Annotated in this window: 11 protein-coding genes; 7 read left to right on the top strand and 4 right to left on the bottom strand. The window is 45.1% G+C overall.

All coding sequences use genetic code 11. The annotated features are described in order from the left end of the window. Nucleotides 1-15 precede the first annotated feature (15 nt). Nucleotides 16-1,227, top strand: coding sequence for a class I SAM-dependent methyltransferase (locus tag ACSYSK_RS06945; protein ID WP_491714419.1), 1,212 nt, complete (start codon nucleotides 16-18; stop codon nucleotides 1,225-1,227). Nucleotides 1,228-1,512: 285 nt separating this feature from the next. On the opposite strand, the gene ACSYSK_RS06940 is transcribed toward ACSYSK_RS06945, so the two are convergent. Then, entirely contained in the window at nucleotides 1,513-2,247 is a 735-nt protein-coding gene (locus tag ACSYSK_RS06940; RefSeq protein ID WP_491714418.1) for a GntR family transcriptional regulator, read from the bottom strand. A gap of 147 nt (nucleotides 2,248-2,394) precedes the next feature. Here ACSYSK_RS06940 and galE point away from each other — a divergent pair, with 147 nt between their 5' ends. Both galE and ACSYSK_RS06930 read left to right on the top strand, forming a co-directional pair. Then, nucleotides 2,395-3,387 (top strand): UDP-glucose 4-epimerase GalE, encoded by a 993-nt coding sequence (galE, locus tag ACSYSK_RS06935; protein WP_491714417.1) that lies wholly within the window; start codon nucleotides 2,395-2,397, stop codon nucleotides 3,385-3,387. Between the two features lie 129 nt (nucleotides 3,388-3,516). After that, nucleotides 3,517-4,887 (top strand): hypothetical protein, encoded by a 1,371-nt coding sequence (locus ACSYSK_RS06930; RefSeq protein ID WP_491714416.1) that lies wholly within the window; start codon nucleotides 3,517-3,519, stop codon nucleotides 4,885-4,887. A 224-nt stretch (nucleotides 4,888-5,111) separates the two neighbouring features. On the opposite strand, the gene ACSYSK_RS06925 is transcribed toward ACSYSK_RS06930, so the two are convergent. Next, entirely contained in the window at nucleotides 5,112-5,417 is a 306-nt protein-coding gene (locus ACSYSK_RS06925; protein ID WP_491714415.1) for a hypothetical protein, read from the bottom strand. 353 nt (nucleotides 5,418-5,770) lie between these two features. On the opposite strand from ACSYSK_RS06925, the gene ACSYSK_RS06920 reads away from it, so the two are divergent. The 4 genes from ACSYSK_RS06920 (at nucleotide 5,771) to ACSYSK_RS06905 (ending at nucleotide 11,776) form a co-directional block, all read left to right on the top strand. Continuing rightward, nucleotides 5,771-6,814: an aldose epimerase family protein gene (locus ACSYSK_RS06920; RefSeq protein WP_491714414.1), complete on the top strand. Its 1,044-nt coding sequence runs from the start codon at nucleotides 5,771-5,773 to the stop codon at nucleotides 6,812-6,814. Nucleotides 6,815-6,967: 153 nt separating this feature from the next. Further along, on the top strand, nucleotides 6,968-9,496 hold the full coding sequence (locus ACSYSK_RS06915; RefSeq protein ID WP_491714413.1) for a M1 family metallopeptidase: 2,529 nt from the start codon (nucleotides 6,968-6,970) through the stop codon (nucleotides 9,494-9,496). A gap of 26 nt (nucleotides 9,497-9,522) precedes the next feature. Next, nucleotides 9,523-10,575 (top strand): AI-2E family transporter, encoded by a 1,053-nt coding sequence (locus ACSYSK_RS06910; protein WP_491714412.1) that lies wholly within the window; start codon nucleotides 9,523-9,525, stop codon nucleotides 10,573-10,575. A 1-nt stretch (nucleotide 10,576) separates the two neighbouring features. Next, nucleotides 10,577-11,776: a MalY/PatB family protein gene (locus ACSYSK_RS06905; RefSeq protein ID WP_491714411.1), complete on the top strand. Its 1,200-nt coding sequence runs from the start codon at nucleotides 10,577-10,579 to the stop codon at nucleotides 11,774-11,776. Nucleotides 11,777-11,857: 81 nt separating this feature from the next. Here ACSYSK_RS06905 and ACSYSK_RS06900 read toward each other — a convergent pair whose 3' ends face one another. Together ACSYSK_RS06900 and ACSYSK_RS06895 are read right to left on the bottom strand one after the other, a co-directional pair. Further along, nucleotides 11,858-12,934: a DmpA family aminopeptidase gene (locus ACSYSK_RS06900; RefSeq protein ID WP_491714410.1), complete on the bottom strand. Its 1,077-nt coding sequence runs from the start codon at nucleotides 12,932-12,934 to the stop codon at nucleotides 11,858-11,860. A 17-nt stretch (nucleotides 12,935-12,951) separates the two neighbouring features. Next, nucleotides 12,952-14,157 carry a C39 family peptidase gene (locus tag ACSYSK_RS06895; protein WP_491714409.1) on the bottom strand — a complete coding sequence of 402 codons (1,206 nt, stop codon included), beginning with the start codon at nucleotides 14,155-14,157 and terminating at the stop codon, nucleotides 12,952-12,954. Nucleotides 14,158-14,235 lie beyond the last annotated feature (78 nt).

Below are 14,235 nucleotides of genomic sequence, written 5' to 3'. Positions count from 1 at the left end.
TGGAGGCATTTTTGGATGTTAGAAAAAACGATTTATCGTAAATTATTGAGCAACGCTTTTGATATTCCGTTGGCGGTCACTTATTGGGACGGGCAAACGGAAAACTATGGTCAGGGAAAACCCGAGATCAAAGTGGAGTTGCACCAAGCAATCCCGTTAAAGGAATTGACTTCGATGCCGACGTTGTATCTGGGTGAAGCATACATGAACGGTGATTTGGTGATCCACGGTGACCATGCGATTCAAAAGTTGGTAGCAGCCGCTTATAGACGAGCTGGTAGCTTTTTAATGAAAAATTCTTTTCTCAAACGCTTGCCCAAAATGTCGCACTCTAAGCAAAATTCTAAAAATGACATTCAAAGTCATTATGATATTGGCAATGATTTTTACCGCATGTGGTTGGACCCGACGATGACTTATTCTTGTGCGTATTTCGCCCATGACGATGATACGCTGGAACAAGCACAGATCAACAAGGTTCATCACATTTTGAATAAATTAAACATCAAACCGGGTGCTAAGTTAGTGGATATCGGCTCGGGCTGGGGAACTTTGATCTTCACGGCCGCCGCAGAATACGGGGTCCACGCAACGGGTGTGACTTTAAGTCAGGAACAGTATAATTATACCAAAGAACAGATCAAAAAAAGAGGTTTGGAAGGTAAAGTAGAAGTTTATCTGCGTGATTACCGCGACTTGCTTGATAAGTATGATTACGTAACTTCTGTGGGTATGTTTGAACACGTCGGCAAGGAAAACTTGGGAGAGTACTTCCAAAAAGTAGCGGACTTACTGAAGCCTAATGGTCGCGCGCTGATTCACGGGATCACTGGGCAACACGAAGGCGCGGGCGTTGATCCGTTTATCGCCAAATACATCTTTCCTGGTGGCTACATTCCTAACATGGTCGAAAACTTGCAACACGTAATGGACGCTAAGTTGCAGTTGGCAGACTTGGAGCCGCTGCGCCGTCACTACCAAAAGACTCTGGAAATTTGGTACGATAATTTCTTGCAAGTTGAAGAACAAGTCCAGGGTCGCTACGGGCAGAAATTTTGCCGGATGTGGTCGATGTACTTACAGGCTTGTGCGGCATCCTTTGAAGCCGGCAATATCGATGTGATGCAGTTTTTGTTGGTTAAAGGACCGAGTGGTACAGACCTGCCAATGACTCGTCAGTATATGTATGATGCGGATCAAAAAAAGTCAGCAGTAACTGAAGATTAGTCTGGAATAAGAAAATTAGGATCATTAGAGTTGACGAACGCGACTAAGTCTATTGCTTATGGAAAATAAAAACGGAGGGGCTAGGACAAAACTTAGTTTTGTTCCAGCTCCCTCTTTGCTTTCCTTAGGCAATAGACTGATCGTGCTCCAAAAAGCAGCAGTTTGTGCCTAGCTACGTTTCAAAATAAAACCTAAGTTCGGGTTTTACTTTGAAACTAGGCTAGCGCTCGACTGCTAAGCGCTTTTTGTCCCAACTCCTCCGTTTTTAGCATTGATGTTGTTATCTCAAGCTTTATCATTAACCGCAACGAACGTGTTATATTTCATATATTGGTAGTGTAGGCGCATGTGGGAAAATTCAAATGGCGTGCCATTATTGAGAAAAAAGATCCCTTCCATGATACCGACGGGCTCGATGGGCTTTAATCCCAGCAGTTCTTGGTCGTTATTATTAGAAGGCTCGGCAAAAATTGATAAAAACGCCTTAGAAACGGTTTGACCATAGTTTTGTTGCACGTAATTGAAAATCGATCCCGAAATATTTTTGAGCGATAGGCTCGGTAAAATTTTGATGGGGATGTAGCCAGTCTCGATCATAAAGGGCTTTTGGTCGAACAGGCGGAGGCGTTCGATCCGGTAAACAAAATCGTCTGCTTGTAAAAATAAGTCGCGCTGTAATTCTTTAGACGGACGAGTGACTTCGAAGTTTAAGACTTTGATCTGGGGTTTTTGCCCGTTCATCTTAAAATTATCGGAAACTCCGAGGTTGGAACTTTCTTCGTAGTTAAAGACAGATTCATTTTTGAGGTATAAGGGATTGATGAAAGTCCCTGATCCGCGTTTTTTAAAAATGATGCCGTCATTAGCCATGCGGGTCAACGCGCGTTTGACTGAACTGCGGCTAACTTTATAAGTGGCGGCAAGCGTACGTTCATCCGGCAGACGGAGGTTGGTAAATGCGCCTGCGAAGATCTTCTTTTTTAAGTCGGTGATGATTTTTTGATAGACTAATGCGGCCATGGTAATACTCCTTTAAAGTGTAGTAATGCTACTTCTAGTTAACCACATGCCCGCCGATTGCACAAGTTCTCGCCCGATAATAGTGCTGTTAATTCGCAGTAAAAGGGGTAAAATGAGAGTGTTAAATATCGAGTTGGAGGGATAGGAATGTCAGTCTTAGTTTTGGGAGGAGCAGGCTACATCGGCTCACACACAGTTGATCGTTTGTTAGAAAAGGGCCACGAGGTGGTGGCGGTAGATAATTTGGTAACTGGTCACCGTGCTGCCGTTAATCCTGCGGCTAAATTTTATCAGGGGGATATTGCCGATCAGGATTTTATGCGGCGCGTTTTTCAAGAAAATCCGCAGATCGAAGCGGTCATTCATTTTGCTGCTTACTCGTTGGTGGCTGAATCGATGAAAAAACCGCTGAAGTATTTTGATAATAACGTGGCGGGGATGATCAAATTACTGGAAGTGATGAATGAAGTTGGCGTCAACAAGATCGTCTTTTCTTCCAGTGCGGCCACGTACGGGATCCCTAAGGAAACCCCAATTAAAGAGACTACCCCGCAAGTGCCGATCAATCCTTACGGTGAAAGTAAATTGATGATGGAAAAGATCATGAAGTGGAGCGATCAAGCGCATGGTATTAAATTTGTAGCGCTACGTTACTTTAACGTTGCCGGTGCTAAAGAGGACGGTTCGATCGGTGAAGACCACCGGCCAGAAACGCACTTGTTGCCGATCGTCTTACAAGTGGCTCAAGGAAAACGAGCTGAGTTACAGATCTATGGCGACGATTACGACACTCCGGATGGCACGAATGTGCGCGATTACGTGCATCCGACTGATTTGGCTGACGCACACATTTTGGCCGTCAAGTATTTACTGGCAGGAAACGAGTCGACGGCATTCAATCTCGGTTCATCGACGGGCTTTTCTAATTTAGAAATTCTCAAGGCTGCTCGTGACGTTACTCAAAAACCAATTCCGGCTAAAATTGCTGCGCGTCGCGGTGGCGATCCCGATACACTGGTGGCAGCCTCGACTAAGGCACGTGAAGTTTTGGGCTGGCAGCCGCAGTTCGATGATATTCATAAGATCATTGAGACGGCATGGAAATGGCACTCTACTCATCCGCAAGGATATGATGATTAATTGTAAAATAAGGTAGATAATATACTGGAAAAAAGTTGGGACGGTTAATTTTGTTCCAACTTTTTTTGTGATTAATTTAAAAATTCGCTTACATCAGCCGATAGTATAGATAGAGAGGAGGTGATTAACATGATTAACGGAATTTCAAATTACAGTAGTGTGCCACCAGTAACGCCCAATGCTAAAACTATTGCTGCGCAAAAGCCCCAAGAAGTAAAGCAAGTCGTTGCGGCTAAACCAGACCAACAGGTAGAAACGACGAATACGCCGGATTTTGATAAAATTTTTGCGAACTTTCATCACCCAGAGGTAGTTAAGGATTTGCAACAGCAGATGTTGAATATTGCTAGTAAGTGCGGTTTTCACTTTAAAAAAGATCCAACCGCATTGACTCCAGAGATGGTTAAGATGAATGAAAGTAAAAGCCCTAATGGTTTTGACGCGCTGCTTTCTTTTGACGAAATGGATCAGGTCTTTGCCTTTGATCAAAATACGCAGGATCCATTGCTGAGCTTTCTAAATGAAGGGCTTATTGATGACCCGGATCTTTATGATATGGGTACTTTACGGGATTATTTAGTTGATAAATATAACATTAAGTATAATGTTAACCAAGAATTGAATGCTCTGAAGAATATTTATGATGGTGCAGTTGCTGGTGATGATCTTGATAAAAAATCAACAGTCTATGATTTTGTTCCTGAATTAGCGGATAAAATATTATCTCGTGATAATATTTTTTCTGAATATAATGGCGATTTAGGAATTAGCACTAGTTTTCTTAAAACTAAAGTGGGACAGATTTTCAATGAAGGGTTAAAACAAAATGGCTTTTTTAAGGATATGGATCAGGATTTAGCCCAGCAGTTACAGGATTCAATCCAAAAGATAGCTGATGGCGTAGATGAAGCGCGCAACAACTTTGTTAATATTGAGTTTAACCACCAGTCACACGACGCGCTTCAAACTGAATACGATTCGAGTGTGGCGGCATTGCAGTACTTGAGGGACAATCTGGTGCCCAAAGATAAACAAAAAGCATTCGACGACGTGTTTGACCAGTACCAACAAATGCTGGGGCAACGGGTGTACTATTACCGTAACTACGAGGAAGGTGCAGGGCAAGTGTTGTACCAGATGAACAAGGCTGGGGCTAATTTTCACCCGTACGATCCGACAGAATCTAAATTTTTGGATCACATGGATAATATTAACAAGTTGGATACCTTGCCGCACACGACTGAGCAAACGAAGTCCTATCGTGACGTAGTCAAAGACATTTTCAGTAGGTTACAAAAAACTGACACAAGTGTGTTGCAGTTGTTTGATGAGCTCAATAAGGAGCAAGAGAAGTACTATACCAACAACAGCAAAGATAAATCGTTTCTTGACCTGTACGAACAGACCAAGGTCGGTAATTTTAAGCAGATGGAAAGCTACTGGACCAATTTGAAGACTATGGTGGAACAAGTAAATGATAAAACAGAAAAGGCTGAATAATTTACCGTTCGGCTTACCAAGAACGTCAGTATACGGGCTGGTAAAACCGGTTCAAAATAGTTACACAAAAAAAGGCTGGGACAAAATTCATTTTGCCTCAGGCCTTTTTTGTATTTCCATAAGTCATAGTATTAATCGCGTTCGTCAAAGCAGCGGTCTAGGTCCTAAGAATGTTAACCGGCTTGGCTACAGCTTGTTCAATACCGCTTTTTATTTCCAGTTAATTAGCTAGCGACTTCGGTAAATAAAGACTGAGCTTTATCTTGGGCTAATGGTAAAAAGGCATTGCCGACAGTCTGTTCGTCGATCGTTAATTCGTAGTCATGATCAAGTTGGCGTACTAGCGGTGAAAGCTCGTTGATCTGTTCTGATTCGAAACGATTAAAGGAAAAGTTACGTAACTGCTTCATGTGATTTTCCAGATCAACTGAGAAGATGACGTGTAAGAAATGTCCCTGTTCGTTTGATAATTTCCATTCCTTATTTTTTTCTTTGCGGGCTTCGACTTTTTCGATCGTAGTATTATTCATTTAATAACCTCCAACTCATTTTTAATAACGGATATACCATACTACTATTTTGGCGATAAAACAAGTGTTTTATTTAAAATAATCAATAAATGATTATAAAAACTGATTTTATTTTCGCCTTAATTTAGGCTTTTTAATGATAAATAAGCACTTTTTCTGCTTTATATCCGCGTTAAATCATTATTTTACAATCAGCTATACCAATTTTTAAAAAGTCAACTAGGATAGTTAAGTAGTGCGCGCTAAAAAGGCGGCTAAAAACTACTAATTATTGTGAAACCGCTGTTAAAAGTGCCTGATCTGCGCTAAAATAATGGTGGAAATCAAAGAGAAAGAAGTGACGGTTTTAAACAATGGAAATCAAAGAAGAAGTTTTCGATACTTATCAGGGCAACGATGTCATCAAGGCCACGTTAAAAAATGATCATGGTGTCAGCATTTCGTGTTTATCGGCGGGAGCAACGTGGCATGAATTTAGCGTTCCGCGTAAGCAGGGTGGTACTAAAAACTTGCTACTGAATTTTGCTGCTAGCGCCGATTATTACAGTAATGGTTTATGCTGTTGTCAGTCGATCGGACGGGTAGGTGGTCGGATCAAAAACGGGCGCTGCCAGATTAACGGACAGTCAGTTCAGTTGCCGACCAACGAAAATGGTAATACCTTACACGGTGGGCCGCACGGTTTTCGCTTTTTAAACTGGAAGGTAACGACCGCACGTGCGCAAAATAGTGTTAGCGCCGTTTTCCAAAAACAGATCAACCAAGAAGACGATGGCTTTCCCGGCAATCTGTTAGCAACGATCATTTATACGTTGGATAATCATAACCGGGTGACTATTTCTTACAGTGCGTTAAACGGTGACCAAGATACGCTGTTCAACCCAACTTGTCACACGTATTTTAATTTGAGCGATCAGTCGGACTTAAACACCCACCTGTTGCAGATCAACAGCAAAGAACGACTGCAAACGGATGAACAAATGATCCCAACGGGACGGGTTTTGCCGTTAGCTGATACCGTTTATGATTTTAGTAAATTGAAAAATTTAGGTGCTGCTGTGGCTCAAAACGAGGGCTTCGACGACGCGTTTGTAGTTAATGGTCCGGGAATGGCGACGCAGCCGACGGCCATCTTGCAAGACCAGCCAAGCGGCCGACAAGTAACGATCACGGGTGAAGGAAACGGATTAGTGATGTACACAATGACTGCTCCCCAGCCGGGAGTGAAATTTGCTAGGGATAACGGTGCGCCAGCTCGACCGAGTGAGGGAGTTGCCTTAGAAGCACAGATGCTACCCGACGCGATCAATAACGAAAACTTCGGTGACATCGTCCTAGCTAAGAATGCGAAAAAAACTTACCACATCACTTTTGAATTCCAGCAACTGGAAGTTTAATTTGGAATAGTAAAAAAACGAGTCGTAATCGTTGGTCTGACCGACCAATAGTTATGGCTCGTTTTGTGTTATGATTATGGTCAGAGACGAGAAAATTAACCGTCAAAGTCGTATAATCAGTTTAGATAATTTGATGAGGAGGAGATTTGCTAGATGGCACACTTTTATGAATTCTTTAAACCGGAACATTACCGGTTGTACTTGGACATCGACCGCCAGCAAAAAATGATCACAGGAAAAACAACGATCGATGGCGTAGCACAGACCAAACAGATCTTCGTACACCAAAAATACTTGGAGGTAAAAGAAGTCACCCTGGCCGGCCAAAAGATTGACTACCAGGTAAACGACCAGCAAGAAGCGCTTCAAATCGAGCTACCACACACCGGTGCGATCGAATTAACGATCTCTTACACGACACACCTGACCGACACGATGATGGGCATCTACCCGTCGTATTACCAAGTCGATGGTGTCTCAAAACAGTTGATCGGAACACAATTTGAAACGACGGCTGCCCGCCAAGCATTTCCGTGCGTTGATGAACCCGAAGCTAAGGCGACGTTTACGTTGGAACTGAAATTTGACGAACACCCAGGAGAGATCGTCTTAGCTAATATGCCCGAAGAACGGGTAGCAGACGGTGTTCATTATTTTGCAACGACTAAAAAGATGTCAACGTATCTGGTGGCTTTTGCGTTTGGAGAATTGCAGGGGAAAAAGACCAAGACTAACAGTGGCGTTGAAGTCGGGGTCTTTGCGACTAAGGCTCATCAAGCTAACGAATTAGATTTTGCTTTAGACATTGCTAAACGGGGGATCGAATTTTACGAAGAGTTTTATCAAACTCCTTATCCGTTACCGCATTCTTGGCAATTAGCGCTGCCTGATTTTTCGGCGGGGGCGATGGAAAATTGGGGCTTGATCACCTACCGCGAGGCCTACTTGTTGTTGGATTCGGACAATACGACTCTGGCAAACAAACAAAACGTGGCGACGGTGATCACCCACGAGTTGGCGCATCAATGGTTCGGTGATTTAGTGACGATGAAATGGTGGGACGACCTGTGGCTAAATGAAAGTTTCGCTAACATGATGGAATACGTTGCTGTGGCCGAATTAGAGCCCGAGTGGCATATCTGGGAGTTGTTCCAGACCGCGGAAACTCCGTTGGCTTTGCAGCGTGATGCTACTCCGGGAGTTCAGCCGGTCCATGTTCAAGTCGAACATCCGGCCGAAATCGACGCAATATTTGACTCGGCGATCGTTTATGCTAAGGGGGCACGCTTGTTAGTGATGGTCCGTTTCTTACTAGGCGACCAGGCTTTGCGTGCCGGACTAAAGCAGTATTTTGCTGCTCATCGCTACGGTAACGCGACGGGAGCGGACTTGTGGCAAGCACTGGGAGCAGCTGCTGGCATCGACGTCGGTGCGATCATGCAGACTTGGTTGGAACAACCAGGCTACCCGGTAGTCAATGCTAAAATTAAAGACGATACTTTGGAATTGAGCCAAGAACAGTTTTTGGTAGGGGAAAATAAGGCAACTACGCGCCAGTGGCAGATCCCGCTGGGGGGCAATTATGATGCACTCCCGGACTTAATGACTAGTCCGCAATTAACGGTAAAAAATTACTCGCAGTTACGGCGGCAAGAAAAACGGCCGTTACAGTTAAACGTGGGAAATAACGCGCACTATATCGTTCATTACGACCAGACGTTACTGCAAGATCTGCTAGCACACCAAGAAGAGTTGACACCGATCACACAGTTACAATTGCTGCAAGACCTGCGGTTATTAGCGCAAGCACGGCGGGTATCTTATGCCGAGATCGTGTTAGTCTTGGCGCAGTTTGCGAATAGTTCTTCCAGCATCGTCGTTGAAATGGTCTACCAGATCGCCCACGACTTGCGGTTGTTTGTTAAGGAATCGCAGAGCGCGCAAAAACAACTTAAGCAGTTTTACCGTCGGTTAAGCGGTCGGCAACTGGAACGTTTAGGGTTTATGCCCCGAGCTAGTGAGTCTAAAGATGACCAGTTGATGCGGCCGGTAATTTTGTCTGCAGCTTTATACGCTAAAGACCAAAGTGTGATCAAAACGGCGCACCGTTTATTTGACGAACACCGCACGCAACTAGCTCAGTTACCCGCAGATATCCGGCTGACGGTTTTAGCTAGTGAGGTCGAAAATTACGGCAGTTCGCAGTTAGTGGATTTCTTATTGCAAGAATACCAGCAAAGTGCAGATGCTAGTTACCAACAAGATATTCGGGCGGCACTGCCCCGGGCTAAAGACCAGCAGTTGTTACGCAAGTTGCTTACCTACTTCAAGGACGCAGCGATGATCAAGCCGCAGGATCTGCGGGCGTGGTTCAGGGGAGTTTTGGCTAACCAGCAAGGAGAGCAGTTGGCGTGGGACTGGCTGCGTGAGCAGTGGGATTGGTTAGAAAAAACCGTTGGTGGTGATATGGAATTTATCACTTACCTGACCGTGACCGCCGGGATCTTTAGCACGACTACGCGGTTACAGGAATTTAAGGATTTCTTTACGCCTAAATTAAGTACTCCGGGACTGACTAGAGAAATCAAAATGGACATTGAAATTATCGCTAGCCGGGTTGCTTTGATTAAAGAACAAAGTCAGCCAGTTCAACAGGCAGTGGCGCAAGTCCTCCACCAATAATGCAATGAGTAGAGGAGAGCAAATAGATGTGGGATAAGTTTTTGAATAGCATGCATTTACGGCGTGCGACGGTTTTATTACTGATTATTGCGGTGTTATATGCTTTTCGTGGAATGATGAATACGATCTTGCTGACTTTTATCTTTACTTTTTTGATAGTCAGCTTGATCAATCTGATCCAAAAGTACGTTAAAATTTCGAGCAAGGTGATCGTGATCGCGGTGTACCTGTTATTGCTCGCTTTTATTTACCTGGCGATCACGATCTATGCCCCTAAGATCTTTAACCAGTTCATGGATCTGTTGCGGTCGGTGATCTCATTTTACCAACACCCACCCAAGGGGGCTAACGATGCGGTGCGGATCATCGGGCAGTTTATCACTAAGTTTGATGTTACCAGCCAGTTGAAAAACGGCGCGGCACTGATCTTGCATTACGTTACTAAGATCGGTAGTTTTGGCGTGACCGTGGTGATGTCTTTATTACTGAGTTTCTTTTTTACGATCGAAAAGGAACGAATGACGGAGTTTTCCAAGAGCTTTTTACGCGGACCGTTCGCGTGGTTTTTTCAAGACGTTCAGTATTTCGCTAAAATTTTCGTCAATACTTTCGGTGTCGTATTAGAGGCACAATTCATGATTGCGTTGGTCAATACGATGGTGACCGCGATCGGGTTGGGCTTGATGAAAATGCCGCAGTTAGATAGTTTAGTGATCATGATCTTTATTTTAAGTATGATCCCCGTGGCCGGAGTGATCATTTCTGCGGTCCCGATGACGCTGATCGCATACACCGACGGCGGGATCAAGTACGTAATTTATGTTTTGGTGATGCTGATTTTGGTCCACGCATTAGAGTCTTACGTGTTGAATCCTAAATTGATGTCGAGCAAAACGAACCTGCCGATTTTTTATACGTTTGTCGTGTTGACCGTCGCGGAAAAACTTTTCGGAATGTGGGGCTTGATCGTCGGGATCCCGATCTTCGTTTTTGCGCTAGAAGTTTTGGGGGTCAAGTCCGCTAAGAAGAAAAAAACGCGTAAAAAAAGATGGTGGAAAAAAGAAGAAGGAAGTGTTTGATGTGAACAAGGAAGAATTTATCGCACAGTATGCAGTTGACCGGCACCAGACGGCGGCTATCAAATGGGATGGATTGCAAGAAGAATTCGGTGCCAGCGACCTTTATCCTTTATGGATCGCCGATACCGAATTTAAGATCCCAAAAGCAGCACAGGAGGCCTTGCAACGGCGAGTTGCGCACGGGGCGTTTGGTTATTCGTTGACTCCTACTGAGTATTATGATGCTTATTTTAACTGGCAACAACAACGTTACGGTACGGAATTACACCGCGAATGGGTCCGCTTCGGGACGGGAGTTGTTCAGTCGCTGAGTACCCTGATCCAAACGCTGACGCAGCCGCAAGATCACATCATGATCATGGAACCCGTGTACTATCCTTTTAAAATGATGATCGAAAATAATGACCGGCGCGTAGTTGTCAGCCAGTTGACAGAGCAAAACGGGCAATACGAGATGAATCTAGCCGATGCGGCTGCTAAAATGCAAGAAAAACAGGTCAAATTGCTGATCCTATGTAGCCCGCATAACCCGGTTGGGCGCGTTTGGAGTGTGGCTGAGCTGGAACAATTATTAGAGTTGTGTCGTCAGCAACACGTGTTGGTGATCGCAGATGAGATCCACCATGATTTGTTACCGGGTGACAAAAAATTCACCTCGGTGTTGTCCGTTAAAGACGGATTATACCGCGATAATTTGGTGATGCTTGACGCTCCTTCCAAAACGTTTAATATGGCAAGCCTGTTGTTAAATCACGTCGTCATCCCCAACCCCCAGTTGCGGGAACGTTACGACCAAAGGCAAGCGGCTTTAGACGCACCGGATGGTTCTATTTTAGGGAAGGTGGCTGCAGGTGCTGCTTACCGTGAAGGCGCCGACTGGTTGACAGGTTTGTTGGCGGTCGTTAATGATAATTTCGATTACCTCAAGACCCAGTTGCAGGCCGCTTTTCCGGCGATCAATGTCACTGATTTGCAGGGAACTTACCTAGCGTGGGTGGACTTATCGCCGGTGGTAGCACCGAAAGATTTGAAACGCGTGGTGCAAGATGAAGCGAAACTAGCGGTCGATTTCGGTAGCCAGTTTGGTGCGGGGGGCGCAGGTCACGTGCGGCTCAATTTAGCTACTACGCCGGAGAATTTGCAAGGCGCAGTGCAGTCGTTGCTCACGGCTTTACGAGAGTATCAAAAAGCTAATAATTAAAAAAGAAAATGGCCTGGGACAAAGCGTTGCACTTTATCCTAGGCCGTTTTTTGGTCTCCGTAAATAATAGGTTGAATCGATTTATAATCCGAGTTGTTGTTGGATCTTTTGAACTTGAGGATCGTTTGCCCCTAGTTGCAGTAGTGCATCTGCTAAACATAGGCGTGGTTTACCGTTACGATCGAGCGTAGTTTTGGCGTGGACTAGCGAACTAAGCAGGGCCTCGTTGACGATGTCGACTGTCATACGGAAATAACGATCGATTTTATCGTCTGTGATCGCTTGTTGAGTGCTTAATTCCTGTTGTGGGAAGTGGCTGATCCGGTTGGCTGTGGAAAATGCCAGGGTGATCTCACCACTGCCGTTGCCGGTAAACGAGCCGCTGCGGGTGATCCCGACGCTAGAACGCTTAGCGATCCGCTTTAACTGCCGCTCGTTAAAGGGAATATCGGTGGCGATGACGGTGATGATGCTCCCTTTTTCCTTATCCTTGTCAACCTGACTTAGGCGTTGACCGATATTTTGACCGTAGATCGTTAAGTCGGACAAAAAACCACAGTTGGACATCACTAATGCCCCCATGGTAAATAAGCGGCCATCGATTTTGATTTGACGGGAAGCAGAGCCAATGCCACCCTTTAGATCGTAACAACACATGCCGGTCCCACTGCCGATCGCACCTTCTTCAAAGGTAGTAGCGGCGTGTTCGAATGCCTGATTGACATCTTCTTCGCTGACGCCCAGGTCACGGATATGATTAAGTTCTCCGTCGTTACATTCCAAAATGATGGGGTTGACCGTTCCCGTTTCTAAGCCGATTTGAGGATTTTGCGCCAGCATTTTTTTAACCAGTGCGTTATGAGCAGTCCCTACGCCAAAAGTATTCGTGAGAACGATCGGCGTTTCTAACGTTCCGAGTTCTTCTACCTGGACGAGGCCGACACTTTTGCCGAAACCGTTGATTACGTGGCTAGCCGCCAACATTTTGTGGGTGAAAATGTTATCTGAACTCGGGTTGATCACGGTCACTCCGGTTTTCAGCCGGTCGGTGATCAGTGTTTGGTGGCCGACCGTTACTCCGGGCACGTCGGTGATTAAATTTTGCGGCCCGGGAGTAGTCGGACTGATTGCGTTTAATAGTGGTTGAGATAATCCCATATATTTTTACCTACTTTCTAATTGAGAATTTCAACGGCCCAGCTGCGGACGTTATACGCCTGTAAGAATTTTTGCTGGGATAGCCAGTAATGGCCGCTGATTGGATCCGAAACGTGAAATAGCCCACGCGCGCACCCGTCTAAGAGGACGGCGTGATTGTTACTAAAAGTGTCTCCCCACGGGTAGGTGTCGGGCTCAGGCTGAGTAAAAGCGACCGTCACGTAAGTCAAAACCGGGTTTCCGTGCTTTAAAGCATTGATCAAAATCGCGGGCGTGGCTCCCGTCAGGTCGCGTAACCGGCCGTAGCGTTGCCCCCACTGTAAGAGTGCGGGTGGAAAAATAGCTTCGAAACGTCCCTTGACATTACAGTACGGCGAGCCGCCGAAACCGTGGTATGGGTTATAGTCGACTGCTAGTGGCATTTCGGCAATGAACTCCGGGTAAGAGGTGTTCATTGCTTGGTGTTGATAGTGCAGTCCCATCAATAATGATGCTGCTTCACAGCCGTTTGGTACGTGATAGAAATTTTGGTTGATGTTTTCAGTCTGTAGTTGCCAGACCTGTTGTAACGGGACGGTTAACTTGCCTAACAGGCAGTTGTTACTGGCAATAAAATGGTGCCCGTCGATTTGCCAGTAGTGTTCGCCAAAAACGGTGGTCGCTTTGCGTGCAGCATCGTATTGGCTGTTGGCGGGAATCACGGTAAGTGGTGCACCATTTGTAGTTAACGCCACGGTAGGTGCTAGAACGGTAATCGTTTGTTGGGTGTCTTCGACCGTAAATAATTGTTCGCCGTTTAGCCACACGTCTTTTTGTAAGACCCACGTTTGTTCCACGGTTTGCAGCCATTTTTGTCCTAAAAGATCGGTTGCTTGTCCACCAAATTGGAGTGTCGTTTTAGGCGCCAAAGTAGTAAGTAACTGACCATTAGTGGCGTAAGCGGGACTACCGGCGTAATTTTTGATTTTACCCCAAGTTAGTTGGGCCAGTGGTTGTAATTCACTAAAAGGACTAAATGATTGAAAACAAGCATCCGTGGTGCGCAGTAGCCCGTTGGGAGTTACAAAATAAGTTCGTTGCTGATCTTTAGCCACCCCCGTTGCCACTAGCGGGGTGTAAGGCTGGAGTGTTTCTACTAATTGTAATTGTTCGGTCACCAGTGTGGCGCTGGGAGTAACCGGTAAAATAATTTGGTGGGGTAACAAACGAGTGATGATTTCCATAAAGCAACTCCTTTAACGATTATGCTATAACTAGATGATAACATACTTTATCTCTACATTATTAGTAAAATTTTACGT

Source organism: Ligilactobacillus sp. ESL1201 (assembly GCF_058503265.1).
Note: the sequence above shows the minus strand (reverse complement) of the source record. Positions and strands in the feature narration are given on the sequence as shown.